At 61.2% G+C, this 23,887-nt stretch carries 25 protein-coding genes and 1 pseudogene; 13 read left to right on the plus strand and 13 right to left on the minus strand.

From position 1 onward, the window contains the following. Positions 1-3 precede the first annotated feature (3 nt). From AC4CWF_RS04790 to AC4CWF_RS04800, 3 genes are all read right to left on the minus strand, one after another. Positions 4-909: an ABC transporter permease gene (locus tag AC4CWF_RS04790; protein ID WP_491283994.1), complete on the minus strand. Its 906-nt coding sequence runs from the start codon at positions 907-909 to the stop codon at positions 4-6. A 257-nt stretch (positions 910-1,166) separates the two neighbouring features. Next, complete coding sequence (locus AC4CWF_RS04795; RefSeq protein WP_491283995.1) at positions 1,167-2,456, minus strand: ABC transporter substrate-binding protein; 1,290 nt, start codon at positions 2,454-2,456, stop codon at positions 1,167-1,169. A 44-nt stretch (positions 2,457-2,500) separates the two neighbouring features. Continuing rightward, positions 2,501-3,586 carry an ABC transporter ATP-binding protein gene (locus AC4CWF_RS04800; protein ID WP_491283996.1) on the minus strand — a complete coding sequence of 362 codons (1,086 nt, stop codon included), beginning with the start codon at positions 3,584-3,586 and terminating at the stop codon, positions 2,501-2,503. Between the two features lie 257 nt (positions 3,587-3,843). Here AC4CWF_RS04800 and AC4CWF_RS04805 point away from each other — a divergent pair, with 257 nt between their 5' ends. Continuing rightward, complete coding sequence (locus AC4CWF_RS04805; protein WP_491283997.1) at positions 3,844-4,554, plus strand: GntR family transcriptional regulator; 711 nt, start codon at positions 3,844-3,846, stop codon at positions 4,552-4,554. A gap of 9 nt (positions 4,555-4,563) precedes the next feature. On the opposite strand, the gene AC4CWF_RS04810 is transcribed toward AC4CWF_RS04805, so the two are convergent. Beyond that, positions 4,564-5,436: a LysR family transcriptional regulator gene (locus AC4CWF_RS04810; RefSeq protein WP_491283998.1), complete on the minus strand. Its 873-nt coding sequence runs from the start codon at positions 5,434-5,436 to the stop codon at positions 4,564-4,566. A 144-nt stretch (positions 5,437-5,580) separates the two neighbouring features. On the opposite strand from AC4CWF_RS04810, the gene AC4CWF_RS04815 reads away from it, so the two are divergent. Then, positions 5,581-5,766 (plus strand): hypothetical protein, encoded by a 186-nt coding sequence (locus tag AC4CWF_RS04815; protein WP_491283999.1) that lies wholly within the window; start codon positions 5,581-5,583, stop codon positions 5,764-5,766. Positions 5,767-5,808: 42 nt separating this feature from the next. Here the strand turns inward: AC4CWF_RS04815 and AC4CWF_RS04820 are convergent, their stop codons facing one another. Further along, complete coding sequence (locus AC4CWF_RS04820; protein ID WP_491284000.1) at positions 5,809-7,626, minus strand: methyl-accepting chemotaxis protein; 1,818 nt, start codon at positions 7,624-7,626, stop codon at positions 5,809-5,811. A gap of 328 nt (positions 7,627-7,954) precedes the next feature. On the opposite strand from AC4CWF_RS04820, the gene AC4CWF_RS04825 reads away from it, so the two are divergent. Continuing rightward, positions 7,955-8,287, plus strand: a complete 333-nt coding sequence (locus tag AC4CWF_RS04825) for a hypothetical protein (RefSeq protein ID WP_491284001.1) — start codon at positions 7,955-7,957, stop codon at positions 8,285-8,287. Positions 8,288-8,350: 63 nt separating this feature from the next. Here AC4CWF_RS04825 and AC4CWF_RS04830 read toward each other — a convergent pair whose 3' ends face one another. Then, positions 8,351-9,211: a glycerophosphodiester phosphodiesterase gene (locus AC4CWF_RS04830; RefSeq protein ID WP_491284002.1), complete on the minus strand. Its 861-nt coding sequence runs from the start codon at positions 9,209-9,211 to the stop codon at positions 8,351-8,353. A 302-nt stretch (positions 9,212-9,513) separates the two neighbouring features. On the opposite strand from AC4CWF_RS04830, the gene AC4CWF_RS04835 reads away from it, so the two are divergent. After that, positions 9,514-10,374, plus strand: coding sequence for an SDR family oxidoreductase (locus AC4CWF_RS04835; RefSeq protein ID WP_491284003.1), 861 nt, complete (start codon positions 9,514-9,516; stop codon positions 10,372-10,374). A 68-nt stretch (positions 10,375-10,442) separates the two neighbouring features. Here AC4CWF_RS04835 and AC4CWF_RS04840 read toward each other — a convergent pair whose 3' ends face one another. From AC4CWF_RS04840 to AC4CWF_RS04855, 4 genes are all read right to left on the minus strand, one after another. Then, the gene (locus AC4CWF_RS04840; protein ID WP_491284004.1) at positions 10,443-10,724 is read right to left on the minus strand and encodes a hypothetical protein; all 282 of its coding nucleotides are present in this window, start codon (positions 10,722-10,724) and stop codon (positions 10,443-10,445) included. Further along, the gene (locus AC4CWF_RS04845; protein ID WP_491284005.1) at positions 10,721-12,070 is read right to left on the minus strand and encodes an NAD(P)/FAD-dependent oxidoreductase; all 1,350 of its coding nucleotides are present in this window, start codon (positions 12,068-12,070) and stop codon (positions 10,721-10,723) included. The genes AC4CWF_RS04840 and AC4CWF_RS04845 overlap by 4 nt, the downstream gene beginning before the upstream one ends. A 480-nt stretch (positions 12,071-12,550) precedes the next feature. Further along, positions 12,551-15,223, minus strand: coding sequence for a malto-oligosyltrehalose synthase (gene treY / locus AC4CWF_RS04850; protein ID WP_491284006.1), 2,673 nt, complete (start codon positions 15,221-15,223; stop codon positions 12,551-12,553). Between the two features lie 169 nt (positions 15,224-15,392). Next, on the minus strand, positions 15,393-15,665 hold the full coding sequence (locus AC4CWF_RS04855; RefSeq protein ID WP_491284007.1) for a hypothetical protein: 273 nt from the start codon (positions 15,663-15,665) through the stop codon (positions 15,393-15,395). Between the two features lie 150 nt (positions 15,666-15,815). Here AC4CWF_RS04855 and AC4CWF_RS04860 point away from each other — a divergent pair, with 150 nt between their 5' ends. The 3 genes from AC4CWF_RS04860 to AC4CWF_RS04870 all read left to right on the plus strand — a co-directional run bounded on the left by AC4CWF_RS04860 (position 15,816) and on the right by AC4CWF_RS04870 (position 16,709). Further along, the gene (locus AC4CWF_RS04860; protein WP_491284008.1) at positions 15,816-16,004 is read left to right on the plus strand and encodes a DUF3008 family protein; all 189 of its coding nucleotides are present in this window, start codon (positions 15,816-15,818) and stop codon (positions 16,002-16,004) included. Further along, a complete protein-coding gene (locus AC4CWF_RS04865) occupies positions 16,001-16,255 on the plus strand; it encodes a hypothetical protein (RefSeq protein WP_491284009.1) in 255 nt (84 codons plus the stop codon). The genes AC4CWF_RS04860 and AC4CWF_RS04865 overlap by 4 nt, the downstream gene beginning before the upstream one ends. 175 nt (positions 16,256-16,430) lie before the next feature. Beyond that, positions 16,431-16,709, plus strand: coding sequence for a hypothetical protein (locus tag AC4CWF_RS04870; RefSeq protein WP_491284010.1), 279 nt, complete (start codon positions 16,431-16,433; stop codon positions 16,707-16,709). Between the two features lie 46 nt (positions 16,710-16,755). Here the strand turns inward: AC4CWF_RS04870 and hutX are convergent, their stop codons facing one another. Further along, positions 16,756-17,292, minus strand: coding sequence for a heme utilization cystosolic carrier protein HutX (gene hutX / locus AC4CWF_RS04875; protein WP_491284011.1), 537 nt, complete (start codon positions 17,290-17,292; stop codon positions 16,756-16,758). Then, a complete protein-coding gene (gene hmuQ / locus AC4CWF_RS04880; protein WP_491284012.1) occupies positions 17,289-17,633 on the minus strand; it encodes a heme-degrading protein HmuQ in 345 nt (114 codons plus the stop codon). Before hmuQ ends, hutX begins: the two co-directional genes overlap by 4 nt. Positions 17,634-17,789: 156 nt before the next feature. Between hmuQ and AC4CWF_RS04885 the strand changes: the two genes are divergently transcribed. The 3 genes and pseudogenes from AC4CWF_RS04885 to AC4CWF_RS04895 form a co-directional block, all read left to right on the plus strand. Further along, on the plus strand, positions 17,790-18,671 hold the full coding sequence (locus tag AC4CWF_RS04885) for a heme/hemin ABC transporter substrate-binding protein (protein WP_491284013.1): 882 nt from the start codon (positions 17,790-17,792) through the stop codon (positions 18,669-18,671). Then, positions 18,668-19,756 (plus strand): FecCD family ABC transporter permease, encoded by a 1,089-nt coding sequence (locus tag AC4CWF_RS04890; RefSeq protein WP_491284014.1) that lies wholly within the window; start codon positions 18,668-18,670, stop codon positions 19,754-19,756. Before AC4CWF_RS04885 ends, AC4CWF_RS04890 begins: the two co-directional genes overlap by 4 nt. A 32-nt stretch (positions 19,757-19,788) precedes the next feature. Beyond that, a pseudogene (locus AC4CWF_RS04895) lies at positions 19,789-20,547 on the plus strand (heme ABC transporter ATP-binding protein); the annotation flags it as partial. 4 nt (positions 20,548-20,551) lie between these two features. Here the strand turns inward: AC4CWF_RS04895 and AC4CWF_RS04900 are convergent. Further along, complete coding sequence (locus AC4CWF_RS04900; protein WP_491284015.1) at positions 20,552-20,911, minus strand: YbaN family protein; 360 nt, start codon at positions 20,909-20,911, stop codon at positions 20,552-20,554. A gap of 202 nt (positions 20,912-21,113) precedes the next feature. Here AC4CWF_RS04900 and galE point away from each other — a divergent pair, with 202 nt between their 5' ends. The 3 genes from galE to AC4CWF_RS04915 all read left to right on the plus strand — a co-directional run bounded on the left by galE (position 21,114) and on the right by AC4CWF_RS04915 (position 23,885). Then, a complete protein-coding gene (galE, locus tag AC4CWF_RS04905) occupies positions 21,114-22,103 on the plus strand; it encodes a UDP-glucose 4-epimerase GalE (RefSeq protein WP_491284016.1) in 990 nt (329 codons plus the stop codon). 14 nt (positions 22,104-22,117) lie between these two features. After that, positions 22,118-22,822, plus strand: coding sequence for a uracil-DNA glycosylase (ung, locus tag AC4CWF_RS04910; protein WP_491284017.1), 705 nt, complete (start codon positions 22,118-22,120; stop codon positions 22,820-22,822). 130 nt (positions 22,823-22,952) lie between these two features. After that, a complete protein-coding gene (locus AC4CWF_RS04915) occupies positions 22,953-23,885 on the plus strand; it encodes a VOC family protein (RefSeq protein ID WP_491284018.1) in 933 nt (310 codons plus the stop codon). Positions 23,886-23,887: the final 2 nt, after the last annotated feature.

Here is a 23,887-nt window from a genome sequence, read left to right on the forward strand (position 1 = left end):
CGGTTAAAGCTCCTTGCGGATATCGACGATGCGCAGGATGCCGGCGACCATCAGGAGAACGAGGACGAGCAGCACCACGGCATTGGCGGCAGCGGCCGGATATTGCAGCAGTGACATCTGGTTCTTCATCATCAGCGCAACCGACGCGCTCTGCCCGCCCGACATCACCTGCACGGTGGAAAAATCGGCCATGACGAGCGTGACGACAAAGATGGTGCCGATCGCCATGCCGGGTTTTGCCAGCGGCAGGATGACGTTTGTCAGCACCTGAAGGCTGGAGGCGCCGGCATCGCGTGCGGCTTCCACAAGGCTTTTGTCGATGCGCATCAGCGTGTTGAAGATCGGCGTGACCATGAACAGCGTGTAGAGATGCACCATGGCGAGCACGACGGCGAAATCTGAATAGAGCAGCCATTCCACCGGTTCCGACACGAGGCCGGAATTGACGAGGCCGGAATTGATCAGGCCATTTCGCCCGAGAACCGGGATCCACGAGATCATGCGGATGATGTTGGAAGTGAGGAACGGCACGGTGCAGACGAGAAACAGCACCATCTGCATGGCGGCGGTGCGGATGTGGAAGGCAAGGAAATAGGCGACCCAGAAGCCGATGAAGAGGGTGATCACCCAGACCAGGAAGGCAAATTTCAGCGTGTTGAGATAGGTCTTCCAGGTCACCCACGAGCCCAGCGTCTCGGTATAGTTGAAGGTGACGAAATCGGGATACATCTGGGCAAAGTCATAATCCCAGAAGCTGACGGTGACGATCATCAGCAGCGGCAAAAGCAGGAATGCCGCAAGGATGAGGGTCAGCGGCGTTGCCTGCATGTAGGAGACAAGCTTGAGCGGCAGCCGGATGCTGCGTTTCGGCTTCGGTTCGCCGACACCGAGAAAGCGTACTGTGGTCATGTCGTCTCGTCTCCAGATCGGAATGTGTGCCGCAGCCCCTCATCCGGCTGCCGCCACCTTCTCCCCGTCAAGAACGGGGAGAAGGGATTTTTAGCACTGCCCGCGGCGCCATTGTTCTTTCTCCTGCGCAAGCGGGAAAGGATGGGCCGCACTCTTTCAAGTCTCACTGCCCCTTCGTCTGCGGCGTTCCTTCTCCCCGCATGCGGGGAGAGGGTTAGGGTGAGGGGCCACCCCGGCAGAAAGGGTCGGTGCCGAGATCAGGCTGCGATGAACTCGTTCCAGCGGCGGACCATGTAGCGGTCTTCGTCCATCACGGAGTTCCAGCAGGCGACCTTGCCCATGCGGTCTTCGAAAGAGCCGCCATCGCGCACGGCGCCGGCCTTTTCCATGACCTTGCCTTCCGGGGAGAGAATGTCGCCCTGGGCTGCCTTGCCTTCGATCCAGTAGCCCCATTCGTCAGCCGACATATGGCCCTTTGCCGTTTCCATGGCGGCCGAATAATAACCCTGGCGGTTGAGGTAGGCGCCGACCCAGCCGGATGTGTACCAGTTGATATATTCGTAAGCGGCTTCCAGCTGCGCACCCTTGAGGTGGGAGGCCAGACCCAGACCGCCGCCCCAGGAGCGATAACCTTCCTTCAGCGGCTGGTATTTGCAGGCAATGCCCTTGGAGCGCACGGCAGCAACCGCCGGCGACCACATGGACTGGATGACGACTTCGCCCGATGCCATGAGGTTGACCGATTCGTCGAAGGACTTCCAGAAGGCGCGGAACTGGCCGGCCTGCTTGGCCTTGATGAGGAAGTCGATCGTCTTGTCGATCTCCTCCTTCGTCATGTTGCCCTTGTCCTTGTACTTGATGTTGCCCATCGCTTCCATGATCATGGCAGCGTCCATGATGCCGATCGAGGGGATGTTGAGGATGGAGGTCTTGCCCTTGAAGGCGGGGTCCATGATATCGGCCCAGGAGGTGATCTCGCGGCCGACGAGGTCGGGGCGGATGCCGAGCGTATCGGCATTGTAGATCGTCGGCATCATGGTGAACCACTGGGTCTCACCCTTGGCGAACTTCTTGTCGCCGGGCTTTTCGACAAAGCCGACCGTGTGCGGCGCTGTCCCTTGCGCAATCACGCTGTCCGGCTTCAGCTTGCCGTTCTTGAACAGCGGAACGACCTTGTCGTAATATTTCAGCTTCTTCACATCCATCGGCTGGATGACGCCGGCGGCAAAGACCTTCTTCAGGATCCAGTATTCGATATCGGCGATGTCGTAGGAATTCGGCTGGGTGACGGCGCGCTGGGCGGCAGCATCCGAATCGGTTGCCGTCATTTCCAGCGTGATGCCGAGGTCTGCCTTGCACTTTTCGGCAATGGCATTGATGTTAGACACGCCGGTGCCGAACTGGCGAAGCGTGATCGGGTTCTGCGCCCAGATGGTCGGGAAGCCGGTGATGGCGCCCGAGCCGGCGGCGAGGCCTGCTGCGGCAGAAGCCGTTTTCAGCAGGCTGCGGCGGCTGATGCCCGTGGGCTTGATGGGAGTGTTCGTCATGCCATGTCTCCTCTGAAGGTTTTTGATTGTGCTTGTTGTGGTGGTTAGTGCGGGCGCCCGAGAACGATCACGTCCTCGGCGTTCCAGGACAGCTGGATGGCTTCGCCAACCTTGACGGGCTGGGCAAAGAACACCTTGTCGCTGAGGATCGCCGTGAAATCCTCGATGCCGGCGCCGCTGACGGCGAGCTTCACGGAGGAGCCACGGTATTCGATATTGCTGATCGTGCCGGTAAAGCCGTAACCGGCAGCCGTCTCAGCGCCAACAGTGACGCGATCCGTGCGGATGGCGATATCGGCGGGCTGGCCGATTTCGACCTTGTCCGCAGGTGCCGAAAAACTGGCGCCGGCCGCCACTGCAAGCGTCAGGCTCGTGTCGTCCTTGTCGGTCACGCGCCCGGAAATCACGTTGTGATCGCCCATGAAACGGGCAACGAAGGCGGTGGCCGGACGCTCGAACACCGTGCGCGGCGGCGCTGCCTGCTCGATGCGGCCGTCATTCATCACGACGACGATGTCTGCGAGCGCCATCGCCTCTTCCTGGCTGTGGGTGACGTGGACGAAGGTGATGCCGAGCGAGGTCTGCAGCTTCTTCAACTCGGCGCGCATGCGCACCTTGAGGAAAGGATCGAGCGCCGACAGCGGCTCGTCGAGCAATAGCGCTTCCGGATCGGTAATCAGCGCGCGAGCCAGCGCCACGCGCTGCTGCTGGCCGCCGGAAAGCTGTGCGGGCCGGCGCGAGGCATAGGCTTCAAGCTGCATCAGCTTCAGCATCTCCATCGCCTTGGCGCGGCGGGTTTCCTTGTCGATGCCCTTCATCTTCAGCGAAAAGGCGACATTGTCGACGAGGTCGAGATGCGGAAAAAGCGCATAGGACTGGAACATCATCGCCGTGCCGCGTTCGGCCGGCGCCAGATCCGTGACGTTCTTGTTGCCGAGCAGCACATCGCCGGTCGTAATCGTTTCATGGCCGGCAATCATGCGCAGCGTCGTTGTCTTGCCGCAGCCGGAGGGCCCGAGAAGGCAGCAGTAACTGCCGGCGGGGATCTTCAGGCTGATCGAATGTACGGCCGTGGTGGTGCCGTAGACCTTCGAGACCGAAGCGATGTCTATTTCTGCGGCTTTTGTCATGGGAACTCCCTTGTCTTGGCCAACAGCAATGCATGCGCCGTGCCAGTTGCCGCTTTATCTGCAATCTCGGGCACTTAATCGGTGTCGACGTGCGGCGCGCCCAATTGGATGCACACAGACTGAGCTATGTCTGCGTAAAAAATAGACGATTGTGTACGATGCAGTAGGCCGATTGTATTCAACGCGCGAATGAGCCGCGCTTCCCGCTTTGCACTGACGGCCGTTCGCGTTACAAAAGGGCAAAACGGGAACTCGCAATGCAGATCAGCGACAAAATCAGCCCCTTCGACCTGGTGCCGGATGATCGGGCGCTCGCCATTAGAGAGGCCCTGCGCAACGCCATTGTCGATCGCCGCCTCGTGCCGGGCACCAAACTGTCGGAAAGTGAAGTCGGCGCGCTGTTTGATGCCAGCCGCACGGTGGTGCGTGCGGCACTGCAGATGCTGGCCTTCGAAGGGCTGGTGCGGGCGGAGCGAAATCGCGGCGCGTTTGTCTCCAATCCGACGCCGGAAGAAGCCCGTCAGGTTTTCTCTTCACGCCGTCTGATCGAGCCCGGCATTGTCGCTGCCGCCATCGAACGCATTACCAGCGCTGATCTCGATACGTTTCGCCACCAGCTGCAGGAAGAGGCGCGTTACATGAGCGAGCACGGCCCGGCCGCCCGCCGCGCCGAAATCAAGGCTTCGGGAGATTTTCACCTGATGCTGGCAAGCGTTGCCGGAAATGCGATTTTGCAGCGTTTCATGGATGAGCTTGTGGCGCGCTCCTCGCTGGTCATCGCGCTTTATGGCAGCACCGGCGTCTCCCGCTGCGGCCATGGCGAACACGGCGAGATCCTCGATGCGCTGGAACGCCGGGATGCCGCCCGCGCCTCGGCTCTCATGCTGCACCATATCGACCACATCGAGGCCGATCTTGATCTGCGCGTGCGCGAAGGCCTTGCTCTGAAGGATGCGCTGGATGTGTGACGCGGCGGCTTAAGGGGCAGGGTGCCTTTCGCCCTTCAGCCGGCTTTCCTCCCGCTTCAGAAGAGCCGCCAGCCGCTCAATCACGGTGCGCATTTCCGGCCGGTGACGGTCGTCGTCATTGGCAACGATATGCAGCGTGTGCGTGAGATCGGCGATGACGGGGCCGGCGCGGTGCAGATCCGGCAAGGCATCGCCGACAAAACAGGGCAGCACGCCGCGTCCGTTTCCGGACAGAAGAAGCCGCAGCAAAAGCTGCGGTGCGTTCGTCCAGGTGGTGATATCCGCCTCGAAATTCTGAAAGACCCATTTATCCGAGGGCGTGACGGCGCTTTCGGTTCCAATGGAGGTCCAGGGCAGCCGCTCCGGATCCTCATGAATGGCCGCGTGATAGACGGCGTAGGTGACGTCGACGGAACGACGGACAGCAAGGTTACCCGATTGCGGCCGCCGCGCCACCACGCCGACATCCGTCGCGCGAAAGGCCAGATCCCCCACATCGTTTGCCGTCTTGCAGCACAGCCGAAACGGATCGGAGGGATGCCTGATCTCTGCAGTGCGGTCTGCGATGAAACCGGATAACCAGCCGTCGCTGCCAATCGAGACGTTCGGCAGGGTGAAGGCGCGCTGGTGCCATTGCGTGATGTTTTCGGCGGCCTCCTGCATGGCGCGCACTTGGCCGAGCAGGATCTCTCCATCGGGGGCCAGACGATAACCCTGCTGGCTGCGAATAAACAGCGTGCGCCCCATCTGGCGCTCCAGCGCCTGCAGGCGCCGGCCGATCGTGGGTGCGCTGAAGCCAGTGCGTTCGGCAGCACCCGACAGGCCACCCTCGCGGGCCACATGGAAAAAGAGTTTGAGGTCGTCCCAGTCGGTGTGCTGCATCAGGTCAGTTTATCCGCGCCTTGATGGCGGGTCCATCGTGCATGGATGAAAGACCCGTTGCAAACATGGGTCTACACCGGGCGGTCTGCCTCGGTGTCTTATCGGTCTCCTCAGCGCCACATATTGTGCAAGGGGAGAACGGAAATGCTGCTCGCAGGGGTGGTTCTATGGCTTGAATTGAAGCGGGCGAGGCCGGGCAGCCGCGGCGTCAGGCATCCGCTGTCTGATCCGCTGGATCAGCCGGAATGGCAGGGGCTTCTGTTCATCCTGCCGCTGTTGAGCTGGCTTTCCGGATGTCGCAAGCGGTCCATGAAAAAGGCCCCGGAATGACCCGGAGCCTTTTCACCGATTTGAAGACGATGCCCGCAGCCGTTAGGCCGCGCGGCCGTATTGGTTGGAGCGCTGGGCTTCGGCAAGGCGGAACTGGCCGAGCAGGCGGGTCAGGGTTTCGGCTTCGCCGGAAAGCTGGTGGGCCGTCGCCGTTGCCTCTTCCACCATGGCGGCGTTCTGCTGGGTGCCCTGGTCCATCGTATTGACGGCGGTGTTGATCTCCTGCAGGCCGAGCGACTGTTCGCGGTAGGCATCGGCAATCGCCTGCACATGGCCGGTGATGTGCTGCACCTGGCTGACAATGCCTTCCAGCGCCTTGCCGGTATTGCCAACCAGCGTCACGCCATTGGCCACCTGGCTGCTGGACGTGTTGATCAAGCCCTTGATTTCTTTCGCAGCCTGCGCGGAGCGCTGGGCAAGCTCGCGCACTTCCTGGGCAACGACGGCAAAACCCTTGCCCGCTTCACCGGCACGTGCCGCTTCCACGCCGGCATTCAGCGCCAGGAGGTTCGTCTGGAAGGCGATTTCATCGATCACCCCGATAATGTTGGAAATCTCGCCGGAGGATTTTTCGATGGCGTGCATGGCGTCAACCGCCGAGCGCACCACGGTGCCGGAATTGCGGGCATCCTCGCCGGTTGCCACCACCAGCTTGCGGGCTTCTTCGGCACGTTTTGCGCCATCGCGCACGGTGGTGGTGATCTCTTCCAGGGCCGCTGCCGTCTGCTCGACGGAAGCCGCCTGCTGCTCGGTGCGGCGCGAAAGATCGTCGCTCGAGGTGCGGATCTCGTTGGCCCCGGCCGTGATGGCATGGGCATTGGTGCCGACCAGCTGCATGGCCTGGTTCAGCTTTTCCACCGAATGATTAAAGTCGGTGCGCAGGGTGTCGAGCTTGGCCGTGAACGGGCGCTCGATGCGGTGTGACAGGTCGCCGTCGGCCAGGGCCTTCAGACCGGTGGCCAGTGCCTGCACCACATCCGCCAGCGTTCCGGCTTCTTCCGTACGGATTGCCTCGTGTGAGGCGCGCTCGGCATCCGCCTGGCGGCGGGTTGCCTCGGTTGCGGCCGAAAGGCGCGCCTGCTCCTTGGCATTGCTGCGGAACACTTCCACCGTCTGGGCCATGGCGCCGATCTCGTCACGGCGATCGGTGCCGGAAACAGCAGCCTCCGTTTCGCCGCCGGCAAGCGTTGCCATGCGCTGGCGAAGCGCCTCCATCGGGCGGGTGATGCCGGCGCTTGCGACATAATAGGCAAGGCCGATCGTGGCGATCACGGCAAGCCCAAGCGCCACCATGCTGGTGAAGATGATCGAGGACGTATCACTGGAAATGGTCTTGCCACCATTGGCCACCATTTCGTTCAGCGCGGTGTTGTTGGCGCCGGATTTGGTGGAGAAGGCTGGCGCCAGTTGATCGAGCGAACGCACCAGGGCCACCGCCTCGTCATTGCGTCCGGCCTGCTTGGCGACCACGATCTTTTCGTAGACAGCACCGAACTGGTCCATCAGTCCCATCAGTTCATCCGACGGCGGCTTCAGCGCCGGCACCATGCGGCCGATATCGACCATTTTTGCCTTTGCGCCATCAAGGTTGCGCACGAAGGCGGCCTTGCCTTCCTCGTAAGCCGGCGAGCCGGTCTCGTTCAGCGCAACGCGGGTAATGGCGTTGACGGCCGTCCACATGCCCGCAGACGAGCGCGCGCCAAGAACGGCGGCGGCGGCGTTATTGGCGATGAAATCCGCATAACGATCGTTGACGCCATCAAAACGGCTGCTGAGGTAAGACAAACCGGCCAGTGAGACCAGCCCGAGAAACAGGATGACGGATAGGATTTTTGTCCGAATCGACAGGTGTCGTAACATCTTTGACCTACGTGAAAACGCAAAGGCTGAAGCAAGGCGACGTCCTGTCTCCTCCTTCCTGCCGGGAAAAGGCAGCAAATCGCTCGATCAAAGAAATTTTTCCATCCTGCCCGTCACGGACACTCGGGCAAATTGGTTAAGCCTGCGTATAACAATCATGACAGACTATAATAATCGCGGCGGCATTTGCGCGTGTTTGTGTTGTTTTTCTCCACTTTGTCTCGTCGTTACAGTTGAGGGAGGTATTGGAACAAATGAGCCGGCACCGCGTTTTGGGCTGGCTAAATAACAGGGCCGCCGACATCAGGCGTGCAGCAAGGAGACTATCATGCTGAAGGTGATCCAGACGGCGGGGCTTGCTCTTGCCATGGCGGCTGCGGGCGTTTGTGCCGGCACGTCGGCGCAGGCGCAACAGATGGAATTGCGGGTCGGGCCGGATGGCATCCGTCCGGTGATCCGCGAAAACGATCGCGACCGTCGTGGACCGCCGCCGCGCCGCGGATGCAGCGAGCGCGAAGCCCGCTCTGCTGCCCGCGATGCGGGCCTGCGCGATCCGGAAGTTGTGCGCGTAACGCCCGGCCGCGTTGTCGTGCAGGGGTTTACCCGCCGCGGCCCGAGCCGCATCACGTTTGCCAATGAACGCGGCTGCCCGGAAATCTGATCGCCAGCGCGCAACCGGCTCATGCCTCGAAAACCCGCCCGTCCGGCGGGTTTTTTCATATTTTCAGCCGGTGCTCCGGGCGTTCCAGGCACGTTCGGTTGCCGGAGCCTCGTCCGTTGTCACCTGATCGGGCTTCAGAGCCATCAGGGCGGAAAACTGCGCCCATTCCGCATCGCTGAACCCCATGTCGGGGTTTTTCAGGTTAAAGGTCCAGGCATCCACCTTGCAGCCGTTCTCATGGCAAAGGCCGATGAGATCGAGATCGCGCGCGGCGGCCTCCAGAACCAGCGGCCAGGACAGATAAACCGTGTCCGGCGCGGTTTCTCCCTTGATATCAGACAGAAGGTCCTGCCGTGCCGCGGCCGGTCCCTGTTGCGCAAGGATCGCCACCAGCTTGTCTGTGGGGTCTATGCCGCGCGCAAGGTTGGGCAGGTGGTTGCGGATGGCAACGATAAGGTCGAGATCGCCGGCGCTGACGATGATCGAGCGCCCGGCGGCGCCAAAAAACTCCACCAGATGCGCAAGTCCCGCACTGCCGATCGTTTTAAGATCGTCCTTCATGTCAAACTGCAAAAGCGCGTCCGGATGTGCCGTCGTCAGCATTTGCGCCAGGTCTTCGCTGAGGATCGGCGGCGTGCCGCCGGCCGTTATGGTAAGTTTCCGCAGATCCTGTGCCGAGGCTTTTCGCACCGGGCCATGGCCACTGGTTTCGCCTTCGAGGTCCGCATCATGCAGCACCACGAAACCGCCATCGCCGCGCATCCGAAGATCCAGCTCCATCGAAGCGCCCGCTTCAAACCCCAGTGCCATGGTTTCGGCTGAAAAAAGCGGCGCCGAAAGGCCAAGGCGCAGCCGGTGCCATTTGAGCCTTGTGCGGTGCCCGGCGTGGATGATTTCGAGACCGGGCGGGGAGTGGAGAAGCATTGCGATACCTTCAACTGTAACAAGCGCCCTTTGTCGAACGGCAAGCGCGCAGGATTGTGGCCCCTAACACGGATGGATGACAGAATTTTTATGACCGCTGTCGCGATGGCAGACGTGCCATGCCGATCTCGCGCCTGTCCACGCCAATGACAGGCAGGGCGCGAGATGTGGCCATTTTGAATGCGGCCGGGGAGGGTGATTTGCCTTGCCTGCACACCGGACGCCGGTTGGGCACTGTTGGAACATCCACCCCTTGGCGCGAGTTGGACCCGCGAACCCCAGATTAAAAGCGAGGTTGACTCATGTCACAGCAATATCCCACGCCGCCCTTTCCGCAGCCAAAAATCCAGATGCCGGGTCTGACGAAAGAGATGCAGCCGGTGCCGGATCACGGCGAAAGCTCCTATAAGGGCTCCGGCCGCCTTGCCGGCAAGAAGGCCGTCATCACCGGTGGCGATAGCGGCATCGGCCGCGCCGTCGCCATTGCCTTTGCCCGCGAAGGTGCCGACGTGCTGATTTCCTATCTCAACGAGGAAGAGGATGCGGCGGAAACGAAACGCCATGTGGAAGAGGCTGGCCGCAAGGCCGTGCTGGTGCCGGGCGATCTTCAATCGGCCGCCCATTGCCGCAAGGTGATTGACACGGCTGTCGAACAGCTTGGCGGTATCGATATTCTCGTCAACAACGCAGCCCACCAGGCCTCGTTTCCGACAATCGGGGAGATCAGCGACGAGGAGTGGGAATTGACCTTCAAGGTGAACATCCACGCCATGTTCTACCTCACCAAGGCTGCCGTCGCGCACATGAAGCCGGGCAGTGCCATCATCAACACCGCCTCGATCAATTCCGACAGCCCCAACCCGTCGCTGCTCGCCTATGCCACCACCAAGGGCGCGATCCAGAACTTTACCGCAGGATTGGCGCAATTGCTGGCGGAGAAGGACATTCGTGCCAATGCGGTTGCGCCCGGCCCGATCTGGACGCCGCTCATTCCCTCCACGCTGCCGGAGGAATCGGTTAAATCCTTTGGCCAGCAGGTGCCGATGAAGCGCCCGGGACAGCCGGCGGAACTGGCAACTGCCTATGTGATGCTGGCCGATCCGCTCTCCAGCTACGTCTCCGGTGCAACGATTGCGGTGACCGGCGGCAAGCCGATCATCTGATCGATGTCAAAATGTGCAAAGGGCGGCGGGGGATACCCGTCGCCCTTTTTCGTCAGCCCGAAAACGTGTCAGTTGTTGCGGCCAACTTGTCGGGCGAGAACGTCGAAATTCGCTTCCTCTCCGCGTTCTGCCGCCTCATCGGCCAGCATCAGAAGACGGATCGGGAAGGCAACGGCCTTGCGGTGCGCGCTGGAAACATCCGGCTCCTCTGCCTTCATCACGCCAGCCTCCACCTCGCGCAGCGTTTCGCGTATTTCCTCATGCGTCAGCAGCTGTTTTTCCACCAGCAGGCGGTTGATGGCGGCAAGTGCCAGATAAAGGCCTTCCAGCTGCGGATTGGCGGTGTTCATGGCTCCCTCCCGGGGTTGATGGATCGCGTCACATTTTCGTCGATCAGGCGCGCACCGCGCTGGCGGGTGAGATAACGCCAGATCCACTGGATCGTCACCAGCAGCCGCTTTTCAAAATTGACCAGCAGGTAGACATGGACGAGCGCCCAGAGCAGCCATGCGAGCCGCCCCTTGAGGCGCCATTTGCCGAAATCGAAGATGGCGGCGTTTCGCCCGATGACGGCGGTATTGCCGCGATTGTTGAAATGGAAGGGTTTTGATGGGGTAGCATCGAGCAGTTCGTGGCGGAGTGCCTTGCCCAGATACTGGCCCTGCTGCTTGGCCACTTGTGCCAGCGCCGGCAGCGGTTTTCCCGCCTCGTCGACACCAAGCGCCGTATCGCCGAGCGCAAACACGTCAGTGAAACCGGTGACCCTCAGATCGCCATCGACAGGAATACGCCCGCCCGCCTTGCCCTCGATGCCGAGCCAGCCGGCCGCCGGCGATGCCTTGACGCCTGCACCCCAGATGACGTTTGCGGTGCGGATCGTCTCGCCATTGGCAATCACAACCCCGTCTGAAATGTCCTCGACCATGCGGCCGGTCATCACCTCCACGCCCATTTGGTCCAACTCGCGCGTGGCATAGGTGGTCAACTCCTCGGGGAAGGCGGCCAGAATACGCGGCCCCGCCTCCAGCAGCAGCACGCGGAAATGTTCAGGTGCCAGCCTGCGGAAATCCCGGGTGATCATGAAGCGGCCAAGCTCGGCAATCGCGCCGGCCATTTCCACGCCGGTCGGCCCGCCGCCGATGATGACGCTGGTGAGCAGCGCCTTCTTTTCCTCATGGTCCTGCGAAACCTCGGCGCGCTCGAAGGCCAGCAGCAACCGGTGACGGATCTGGCGTGCCTCATGGATGGTTTTGAGCCCCGGTGCCAGCGCCCGCCATTCGTCATGGCCGAAATAATTATATTCCGAACCGGTGGCGATGATCAGCCGGTCGTAGGGAACGGACGGCGCCGTGGCGAACTGCACGGTCTTGGTCACGGTATCGATCCCTGTCACCTCGGCCAGCATCACCTTGATATTGTGATAGCGGCCAAGCGTGCGGCGGATCGGCTCGGAAATATCGGCCGGCGACAGTGCTGCCGTTGCCACCTGATAGAGCAACGGCTGGAAAAGATTGTGGTTGCGCCGGTCGATGACCGTCACGTCGAGCACGGTATTGCCAAGCTCGCGGGCAACGGCAAGCCCGCCAAAGCCGGCGCCGATGATCACCACTCGCTGCGGCCTTTTTAAGTCCGTTCCACTGGTGGCCGGCATCGGCTGATCGCTTTGCAGCGTGGCGGTATAGGGGTGAAAGCTCATCGGCATTCCTCTCGTGTCCGGTTGCGACAAAGCCCGGACGCGGCGCCCGAACCCGTTGTTGCGCCAAAGGTTCCTGCTACCGGCGATGGAACCTTTGGCGTGCTCTGTCGTTGATGGAGCGAAACAAAATGGAGCTTGGGTATGAACAGCATCGTCTGGCTTGTTGGAGCCGTTGTCATCGTCATTGCGGTCCTCAATCTGGTCGGGTTCGCCTGATCTCGAACCTCAAGAGCTGCCGGCAGTGGCGGCAATCTGATCAAAGGAGAGAAACATGAACAGCATCGTATGGCTCGTTGGCGCCGTGGTTATCGTGATCGCAATCCTGTCTTTTGTCGGTCTTGCCTGACCTCGACGACTGACTTTGGAACGTTGTTTAAAAGGTGCTGTCCTCCTCGGGCGGCACCTTTTTTCGTGGGCGCATTCAAGCCCGCATCCGTGCCCAGCGCAGGAAGGAACTGTCCTCCCTGCGCTGGGTGAAGATCAGGCCGAAAGCAGCACGCAGAACGGCCGCTTGACCAGAAGTTCGCCAAGGGCAAGTTCGGACGTCGGCTGAATGATGTCCTCCGACAGGAGGTCCCGGTAGCTATGGTGGGCAAGGCTCGCATCAAGCTTCAAAACGGCATCTGTCCAGAAATCGGCAGAAGGCAGATGCACTGCCTCGCTCAGCAGATGTTGGAGCATCAGGCGCGGGGCGACGACGATCACGGCCTTGTCCTGGAACTTGCGCGCGAAAGCGACGAGATGGCTGGATTTTTCACCGGCAATCGCCAGCGCCACATAATTGCCTTCCAGAAACAGTGCCGGCTCGCGCGCCCGCAAGGGCAGAACGGCCTCGATCACCCGCTGCTTCAGCCGCCCATCCAGCCAGGCTTCCGGATCGGCCGGATCCCAGGCACAATCGAGCCCGGCCATCAACGCTTCGAAATCCGGCGCGCGTCGGTTATCCGGATCGACAAGGCTGAGATCGGTGCCTTCGCTGCCCTGGTAGATGTCGGGAATGCCGGGTGCGGCAAGCTTGATCAGCGTCTGAGTGATGCTGTTTAAACCGCCGGCGGCAAACACGGGCTGCATGCTGGCGATAAAATCCTGCCGGAAACCTTCGCCATCCGGCCCCAGCAGATGGCGGGCATAACCGGTTACCGCCTCTTCATAGGCGCTGTCGGGGTCGTTCCAGCCGGTTTTCAGCTTGGCTTCGCGCAGCGACTTTTCGAGATAAACGACAAATCGCTCCTCCAGTGCCTTCAGGCCCTGCGTGTCGTCGGCGCCAAGATTGTGCGGCCACACACCGACAAGCGCCTGGTAGATCAGCCATTCCACCTCCGGCTCCGGCGCTTTTCCGTTATCAAGCTCCACCACAAGATCCCGGTTCATCTGGCGCCAGCGATCAAATGCCGCGCGCCAGAGATCGGGCGCTTCCGACAGCGCATAAAGCCTGGCGCGGGCATCCTCGCCGCGTTTGGTGTCATGAGTGGAGCTGGCGGAAAGCCCCTGCGGCTCATCTTTCAGCCTTGCCTGCATTTCGGCGTGAAACTGGCTGACGCCGTTCAGCGGCGGCAGCGGTTCTCCGCCCACTTCGTTCAGCGCAATCAGCGGGTTGATGCGGAAAAACAGCGTATCTTCCAGCGATTTCGCCATCAACGGGCCGGTAAGCTGCTGGAAGCGCGTGCGGAATTCACCGGCCTGCGCATCGAATTCTTCACTGACATCGCCGACGATGATGCGGGCGAGGAAACCGAGCGGTTGCGATTGCGGCGGATCTTTTCGCGACCGCACCTCCGAGAGCACGTCGCTCAGGCGCTGCCGGTCCGCCGGCTCAAGGCCAAGGGTGTTGCCATAGGTGCGGTAGACGGGAAAGGCGATCAGCAGTGCGCGCAGGGCATCCCGCATCGCATCCTCGTCAAAGCGGCCACTATCCTGATGGCCGGCGGCAATGTCGAGTGCGATCGACAGGAGGGTGCTGACTTCGCCGGCGAAATTGACATCGACCATCAGCCCCTTGGCCTTTTGCATTTCCGCATCCAGATCGAGCGGACGGCCGGTCACCTCGCTATACTGGCTGTGGAAGGCGGCAAGGTTTTCCGGCTCTGCCAGAACATCAGACAGGCTTGCAATGAATTCGTAGCCGGTTGTGCCGGAGACCGGCCAGTCGGACGGCAGGCGCTCACCGTGCCCGAGGATCTTTTCGACCACCAGATAACAATCCGGACCGACCGCCTCGCGCAACCGCTGCAGATAGGCGCGCGGATCGGCCAGACCATCCACATGGTCGATGCGCAAGCCATCCACCTTGCCGGACAGCACCAGATCGAGGATCAGGCGATGGCTTTCAAGAAACACTTCCTCGGTCTCGACGCGCAAGCCGGCAAGGCCGGTGATTTCGAAGAAACGGCGATAACTCAGCTCGCTCGGCGCCTTGCGCCAGTTCATCAGGCAGTATGGCTGCGCCGCGTGGAGGGCGGTGATCTGCTCCTGGTTGAGTGTGCGATCGCTAAGCTTTTGCGCAAGCCGTGAGGCTTCGGGATCGGCGGCAAACGCGCGCATCGCGTCATGAAATGCCTCTTCGCCGGCCGCCGTGGCAGAGGCGGCTGCGGCGCGGATCTTGTCTGCGAGCGCAAGGTCGATGCCGTCCAGCGCCTGCCCATAACTTGCCGGGGAAAGCGGATAGTGGCTGTCGAAATAGGACAGCGTCAGGCAGGCGGCCTTGGTGTCGAAGCCGACGGAAAGATCACCTTTTTCCGCCACAGCATCAAAATCTTCGCCCAGGACCGGAAGTGTCAGGCGGCGTTGCCAGTTGACGTCGAAGAAATGGCTGAAGGGGCTCTCCTGTCCCCATTCGATGATGCTGCGCCACCAACGGTTTTCCAGCGCCGCTGCCATATGGTTCGGCACGATATCGAGGATAAGGCCAAGGCCGTTTTCCTGCAGCGCGGCACTCATGCGCTCGAACCCTTCGCGTCCGCCAAGCTCCTCGGCGATTTCGTTGGCATCAGCCACGTCATACCCGTGGGTGGAACCTTCCGCGGCGGTGAAGATTGGCGAGGCATAAAGGTGGCTGATGCCCAGGCGCTTCAGGTAAGGCACGAGCGCCGCCGCGCGGTCGAAAGTCATGCCGTTGCGGAACTGAATACGGTAGGTCGATGTGGGGATCGTCAAGCTCGTGCGCCTCCGACGCTTGTGGTCTATCTCTGGGAGAGAGTTCGAGCCTGCCCAACGTGGAGAGGGCATGCCGGTTCCGCAACACCACGCCGACGCCGAAAAAATTAAACGCGCCATGCGCCGTTTCCAGCGCATGGGGCAAGCAGATGTCCTTCAAACGAAGCGCTCAGCGCTCCGGATTGTCGGCATTTGCCATCGGGCTCGGGCGGCCATCGGGCTGGTCTTCGCCAAGCCGCTCATCCTGGTCTTCAAGGTCGCTCTTGACCAGATAGGTATCACCGCCGCCAAGGCGCGAGGCCTCTTGCTGGGCCTTGAGGTTGGTCTGGTCGATCTGTCCATGCAGCGCGTCTTCCACGCGTTCGCGGCCATCTTCGGTAAAACGGCGCGAACCTTCGTCGGTCATCTTGTCCCTGGCGTCCTGGTTTTCCTTGGCAGTCATGATGTCTGTTCCTTTCGGGGAATATCCGGTTCGCGAGAGAAACCCGCAGGCATGGCCTGCGGTTCCCTTGGAGCCGACGGTCACGGCGATGGAACCACCGCGCCGGCCGCCGGTTTGGCTTTCGAAGCGGGCAAAACACAGGAGAGAACTATGCCGGCCAAATCCAAGGCACAGCAGAAGGCGGCGGGGGCTGCCCTTGCCGCCAAGCGCGGCGATATCAAGAAGAGCGAACTTCAAGGCGCTTCCAAAAGCATGGAGAAATCCATGTCGGAAAAGGCGCTGCATGACATGGCGGCCACCAGCCGCGAGGGAAAACCGCAACACGCATCGAAATCATGATTGATCTGCCTGTCGCCGAAGAAGAGCTTGCCGCCCTCTCGCAGGCGCTAAAATCGCTTCCCCTGCGCATAGGTGTCTACGTGCCCGATGACCTGCTGGAAGACTGGTTTGCGCCGGGAACCGGCATGGACCCGGTCAGTCCCGAGGCGCTTGATGCGGCGGAAAAGTTTGCCCGCCGCCATGACTGCGAATTCAAGCATTATGCCGAGCGTAAGGAGGCGGTCATGTGGAAGTGGGTGCCGGCACTTTGATCGGCATCATCATCTTGAACCGCCGCTGGCGATCACCATCTAGAGGCTAGACCCGATGGTCCGGGCCCCTCTGGTGAAAGAAATCGACGCTTTCACGATGTCGGACCTTTTTACGACATCACCGTCGATTTGAAGGCCAGACATGCTCTCGGAAATGACCGCGTGGTTCATCACCATGTTCGTAATCACCCCCATCCAGTCAGAAGTGCAATCGCATCTGCAGAACGCCAACGCCTCTGCCGAGACCGCACGGCAGGTTCAGCAATGTATTTCCACCCACGGTCCCCAGTTGATCGAGCGGGCGGGACAGGAACCGATGTGGGCGGTAACCACCGCCATCGGCGTAACCATCGGTTGGACCGCGCCGGCGCAGATTCTCGACCAGAGCGATCCGAACTGCGCCGTGCTTGCCAATCTTCTGCAGGATGGCGGACAGGAAAATCAGGGCTCGTAAGCGCCTCAATGTGCCGGAGCGGATCGCCCGCTCCGGCACTGGTTATTCAGGCCTTGGCATAACTGTCGCGCAGCGCCTCGAACTTTGCGAGCTGTTCGCCGATCAGTTCGCGGGCCGCATCGCGTTTGACGAAGACTTTGAACATGGCCGCACCCTTCTGGTTCATGAACCAGACGGAACAGGAGCGGCGACCGTGAAAGGCGCGGTCGACAAAGGTGATGCCGGCGCAGTTCTTTCGCGCGATATGGCCGCCGATGGGGCTATCGCCATGGATGTTGAACCAGCCATGACCTTCGGACCCGGCGGGCAGGGAGCCCTCGGCCTCCAGCACGATATCATCGGTGTGGACGATAAAAAGAACCTCGCCCCAGCCGGTCATCTCGGCCCAGATCGCCTCGAACGCATCTTCCGGTGCCGATGTCGCGGCACCATCCGGCAGCAGCGCCAGAATTTCGGCTGGCGTCACCTCGGCTTTTGCGGCAATCGCTTCCACCACGCCATCCGGCTTTTCGCCAAGTGCTGCAATCGCGCGGGCCCGGCGCGCCTCATCGTCGCTTGAGGATATCGAGAGCGCCGCGCTCATGCGGCCTCCGCCGAATTGCCGTCGCGGCCCTCGTGGATGATGACTTCAAACCCTTCGAAATGCGGGCCGGAAAGATATTCCACCTTGCCGCGGTTTTCGCCGGCGCGCGCATGGGCGGCGCGGAATTGTTCCGACTTCGTCCAGGCGGTGAAATGCTCCTGGGTTTCCCACAGCGTGTGCGAGGCATAAAGCGAGTGATCCTCGTGCTTCGGCCCCTTCAGCATGTGAAATTCCATATAGCCCGGAACCGTCGACAGATGGCGCTGGCGGCTGCGCCACATCTCTTCGAACGCTTCTTCAAAGCCCGGGACGACGCGAAAACGGTTCATGGCAATATACATGGAAGATCCTCATTTAAAGTGGTGGTGATGGCTCAAGATATCTGTTGCCCCGTCGCTTGAAAAGCCCTAAATCTTGTCGCCATTACTCATGTTATATCGGGAAGCGACAGTCGGATCGACCGGTGAGCGCGCCCGCCTTTTCTGGATGATAAGACGATGCAGGCTTTTCTCAAGACGGGTTTTCTGGCGCTTCTGGTCGCATGGCCGCTTTCCGGCACGGCCGTGTTTGCCTCGGAAGCACAAAATCCCAAGGCACAACGCATCGTGTCCATCGGCGGTACCGTCACCGAAATTCTCTATGCGCTGGGCGCTTCCGATCGCATCGTCGCGGTCGACTCCACCAGCAGCTATCCGCCTGAAGCCAAGGGCAAGGCGGATGTCGGTTATATGCGCGCGCTCTCGGCCGAAGGCATTCTCGGCAAGACGCCTGATCTCATCCTCACCGAAGACGGTGCCGGCCCGCCGGATGCGCTTGCCATTCTGAAAGCCAGCGAAATTGCCGTCGTCACCATCGATACACCGCCTGAAGGTGCTGCCATCGGCAAGAAGATCCGCGATGTCGGCCATGCCGTTGGCCTTGATGACAAGGCAACCGTGCTTGCCGACAAGACCGATGCGGATCTGAAGTCGCTTGCCGCAGATGTGGCGAAGCTGCCGGAAAAGCGCAAGCGCGTGCTGTTCGTGCTGTCTCTCTCCGGCGGCCGCATCATGGCCGGCGGCAAGGATACGGAAGCCGCTGCCATCATCGAGATGGCTGGCGGCATTAATGCCGCAGAGGGCATTTCGGGCTACAAGCCGCTGACCGATGAGGCGGTGATTGGATCGCGGCCCGATGTCATCCTCGTCATGCAATCGGGCAATCATGGCGTAAAGCCGGATGAAGTGTTTGCACTCCCGGCCTTCCAGTCGACGCCGGCGGCCGAAACGAAATCGCTGATCCAGATGGATGGCCTGCTGCTCTTAGGCTTTGGGCCGCGCACGCCGGAAGCCGGACGTTCGCTTGCCGCCCATCTTTATCCGGAAGCCTTTCCGGGATGAAAAGCCTGACGCTCCCCTTCCATTTCGGCGAGGATAACGGCGACCGCTCGCGCCAGGGCATGATCATGCTCGTCGTGTTGACGCTGCTTCTGGTGGTCGCCTGCCTCATCTCGCTCGGCAGCGGTCCGACCGGCGCCGATCTTGGCCATCTCTGGCTTTACCTCACAGGCCGAAGTGCAGAACTGGCCGTGCAGGAACGGGTGGTGCTGGAAGCGGTGCGCCTGCCGCGCACGGCGCTTGGCGTTCTCGTCGGGGCCGGCCTTGGCGTATCCGGCGCCATGATGCAGGGGCTGTTTCGCAATCCGCTCGCCGATCCCGGCATTGTCGGCGTCACATCCGGGGCGGCGCTTTTTGCGGTGGCCGGCATCGTGCTCGGCTCCACGATCCTTGCGCCGGTGTCACTGCTACTCGGCAGCCACTTTTTGCCATTGATGGCCTTTCTCGGTGGGCTTCTGAACACCTGGGTTCTTTATCTCATCGCCACCCGCGATGGCGAAACCTCTACGTCAAAGCTTATCCTGTCGGGCATCGCCGTCGGGGCCCTCAGCCTTGCCGCCATGGGCCTCCTGATCTTTATGGCCGATGACCGGCAGCTGCGCGACATCACCTTCTGGAATCTTGGTTCGCTCGGCGGTGCCACTTTTACCCGCGTCATCTCCATCCTGCCTTTCGTCGTTGTTGTTACCGGCATCATTCCGTTTGTGGCGCGCGGGCTCGATGCTTTGATCCTCGGCGATGCGGCAGCCTTTCACATGGGCATTCCGGTGCAGCGGCTGAAGCGGCTGGTCATTCTGGCCGTCGCTGCCGCTTGTGGTGCAACGGTTGCCGTTGCCGGCTCCATCGGGTTTGTCGGCATCGTCGTGCCGCACCTGCTGCGGCTCGTCATCGGTCCATCGCACCGTTTCCTGCTGCCGGGCTCGGCGATTGGCGGTGCAGCCCTTCTTCTCATTGCAGACAGCGTGGCGCGCACCATCGTGTCGCCTGCTGAACTGCCGATCGGCATCATCACCGCCCTCTTCGGTGCGCCGGTTTTCCTGATGTTGCTGCTGGGCCGCAAGGGCGGTGCCGGCATGGGAGGTTTGTGATGATCCGTGCCCATTCGCTGACAATCGAACGCGCCGGCCGGCGCCTTATCGATACCGTGTCGCTCACCCTTCGCCCCGGCGAGGTGACGGTTGTCATCGGCCCGAACGGTGCGGGCAAATCGACGCTGATGAAGGCGCTCTCCGGCGAGATTGCACTGACCGCCGGCCATGTCCGTTACGACGGCATCGATGTATCACTGCTCGATCCGAGAAAACTGGCCGCCTGCCGCGCCGTGCTGCCGCAGGCAAGCGAGCTTGCCTTTCCCTTTTCAGCGCTGGAAATCGTGCGCATGGGGGCGGTGGCAAGAGGTGCGCTCGATCCGGCGGCCGAAGCACGCCGGGCGCTCGCCCGCGTCGGTCTTGCCGGTTTCGAGGGGCGGCCTTATCCGTCGCTATCGGGCGGCGAACAGCAGCGGGTGCAGTTTGCCCGCGCGCTGGCACAGGTGCCGAACCCGGTGGAAGGGGGCCGGCCGCGCGCACTGTTTCTCGATGAACCGACGGCAAGCCTCGACCTCGGCCACCAGATTTCGGTGCTGGAAATTGCCGCCGGTTTTGCCCGCGGCGGCGGGGCCGTGCTTGCCATCCTGCACGACCTCAACCTTGCCGCCGAATTTGCCGATCAGGTGGTGGTACTGTCACGCGGAAAAGTGGTGGCGGAGGGGCCGGCGGCGGACACGCTGAGCGATACGGTCGTTGCCGATGTCTATGGCATCGCCGGTGCCGTCGGGCGCATGCCCGCCGCCCACATTCCCTTCGTGCTGCCGCAATCGCGCCACCGCGCATCGCTTTAAAAACTCAAGCTGCATCCGGCCTTGTCAGGATGAACAGCGACGAGCCGGCCATCACTGCCGCCACCAGCAACGCCCGCCACAGAGGCGGCGCCATGCCAAAGAAGAAGATGCCGTAGCTGACGCTCATCAACGAAACGGCGGCGATCTTGGCCTTGCGCGAAATCGCACCATTGCTGCGCCAGTCGCGCAACGGTTTTCCGAAGCGCGGATGGTTCAAAAGCCACGCTTCCAACCGAGGCGAAGAGCGCGTGAAACAGGCAACTGCCAGCAGCAGAAACGGCGTCGTCGGCATGACCGGCAGGAAAGCGCCCACCACGCCAAGCGCCACGAACAGCCAGCCGAGGCCCAGAAACAACCAACGCATTGATGAGAAATCCTGAGAGGTATGTGGAGACGATGATAGCGGAAAGCCGGTGATTGGGAAACCTGCCTTTCGCAATCATGTTCTTTGCCAACGATTGTGCGGGGGTGGCAGTTCCAAGGTGACCATCGTGGAACTTCCGCGCTGGTAATCCTGTTTTCGCCGTTTATATTGCCGCGCAACATCAATGGAGTTGCAGTTCCCCATGTCGCAGAAGAAGGTTCTTGTTGTCGGTGGTGCCGGTTATATCGGCTCGCATAATTGCCTTCTTCTGGCAGAGCGCGGCTATCAGCCGATTGTTTTCGACAACCTGTCGAACGGGCATGCCGAATTTGCTAAATGGGGGCCGCTGGAACAGGGCGATATCCGCGACCGGGCGCGTCTGGACGAGGTGTTTGAAAAGTACAAGCCGGATGCCGTCCTGCACTTTGCAGCTCTGATCGAGGTCGGCGAATCGGTGAAGAACCCGGTCGCCTTCTACGACAACAATGTCATCGGCGCGCTCACACTTCTGTCGGCTGCCATGGATGCCGGCGTCAAAGCCTTCGTTTTCTCCTCCACCTGCGCCACCTACGGCTTGCCGGTGCAGGTGCCGATGGATGAAACCCATCCGCAGGCCCCAATCAACCCGTATGGCCGCACAAAATTTATCGTCGAACAGGCGCTGAAGGATTACGGCACCTACAAGGGCCTGCGCTCGGTGATGCTGCGTTATTTCAACGCGGCCGGCGCCGATTTCGAAGGTCGCATCGGCGAATGGCATACGCCGGAAACCCATGCCATTCCGCTTGCCATCGAGGCAGCCCTTGGCCGCCGCCAGGGTTTTAAGGTGTTCGGCGATGATTATGACACGCGCGACGGCACCTGCGTGCGCGATTACATCCACGTTCTCGATCTGGCTGACGCCCATGTGCGCGCCGTCGATTATCTGCTGGCCGGCGGCGAGACGGTGGAACTGAACCTTGGCACCGGCACCGGCACGACGGTGAAGGAACTGCTGGCGACGATCTCCGAAGTCTCCGGCAAGCCGTTCCCGGTCGAGTATGTCGGCCGTCGCGATGGCGATTCCACCACACTGGTTGCCAACAACGACAAGGCAAAGGCCGTGCTGGGCTGGGAGCCGCAATATTCGCTGCACGACATCATCCGCTCTGCCTGGGACTGGCATTCCAAGGCCAATTTCCACCTGAACTGATAAAGGGTAGCGCGATGACGGAGACGGGCGTCAAACTGGAAGAGAGCTGGAAAAAGGCCTTGGCGCCTGAATTTTCAGAGCCTTACATGGGCGCTCTCCGGTCTTTCCTGCTCTCGGAAAAAGAGGCGGGAAAGCACATCTTTCCGAAGGGGCCGGAATATTTCCGCGCCCTTGACCTGACGCCTTTACCCCAGGTGAAGGTCGTGATTCTGGGGCAGGATCCTTATCATGGGGCAGGGCAGGCGCATGGCCTGTGTTTCAGCGTGCGCCCCGGCGTGCGCGTGCCGCCCTCGCTCGTCAACATCTACAAGGAAATGCGCACGGATCTTCACATCGAACAGCCGGCGCATGGCTTTCTGGAGCATTGGGCGCGACAGGGCGTGCTGTTGCTCAACAGCGTTTTAACGGTGGAGGAGGGGCGCGCCGCCGCCCACCAGGGCAAGGGCTGGGAACGGTTTACCGATGCGGTGATCCGCGTGGTGAACGAGGAATGCGCCCATGTCGTCTTCATGCTCTGGGGCGCTTACGCCCAGAAGAAGGCGGGGTTTGTCGATCAGCGCCGGCATCTGGTGCTGAAGGCGCCGCATCCCTCGCCGCTGTCTGCCCATAACGGTTTTTTCGGCTCCGGGCACTTTTCCAAGGCGAACGCCTACCTGATCTCCAACGGGCGTGATCCCATTGATTGGCAATTGCCCGCTACGCCGGTTCAGGATGTATGAGGACGTCCAGTTCTATTTTGTGAACGATCCGTTCTGATCGTTCACTCTATGCAATTTAGCCGAAGAGGGCCATCTTCACCCCAGACAAGCGGGCCGGTTGACGGATCGCTGGAAACAAGGGGTTTTTCACATGATCGACCAGATCAAGGGCCTGCATCACGTTACATCAATGGCCGCAAGCGCCCGCGGCAACAACAAGTTCTTCACCGATACGCTCGGCCTTCGCCGCGTCAAGCAGACGGTCAATTTCGATGCGCCTGACGTCTACCATCTCTATTATGGCGATGAGCAGGGCACACCCGGTTCCGTCATGACCTATTTCCCGTTCCCGCACATCGCCAAGGGCCGTCCCGGCACCGGCGAAGTCGGCACGACGGTCTTTGCCGTGCCGGATGGTTCGCTCGGTTACTGGGCCAACCGTCTTGCCGCCAAGGGCAGCCTGGAGATGACGGCCGATGAAGCCTTTGGCGAAAAGCGCCTCAACTTTTTTGGCCCCGATGGCGATGGTTTTGCGCTTGCCGAAGTCAAGGACGATGCCCGCGCCGGCTGGACCGGAAACGGTGTCGATGCCGATCATGCCATCCGCGGCTTTCACTCGGCCTCCATGCGTCTTCGCGATGAAGGGGCAACCGTCGAGCTGTTGAAGTTCATGGGCTATCAGGAAGTCGACCGCAAGGATGGCGTTACACGCTTGGCCATTCCCGGCGGCAATGGCGCCGATACGATCGATATCGAGACCATGCCGAACATTGCGCGTGCCCAGCAGGGGGCAGGCTCCGTGCATCACATTGCCTTTGCCGTCGAAAACCGCGCAAAGCAGTTGGAAGTGCGCAAGGCGCTGATGGACACCGGGTATCAGGTCACGCCTGTCATCGACCGCGATTACTTCTGGGCGATCTATTTCCGCACGCCGGGCGGCGTTCTTTTCGAAATCGCCACCAACGAACCGGGCTTCGATCGCGATGAAGACACCGCGCATCTCGGTCAGGCGCTGCAGCTTCCGGCCCAGCACCGCCACCTGCGTTCCTATCTCGAAGAGCATCTGGAAAAGCTGGAAGGCTGAGG

The organism is Neorhizobium sp. PAMB6630 (genome assembly GCF_058242775.1).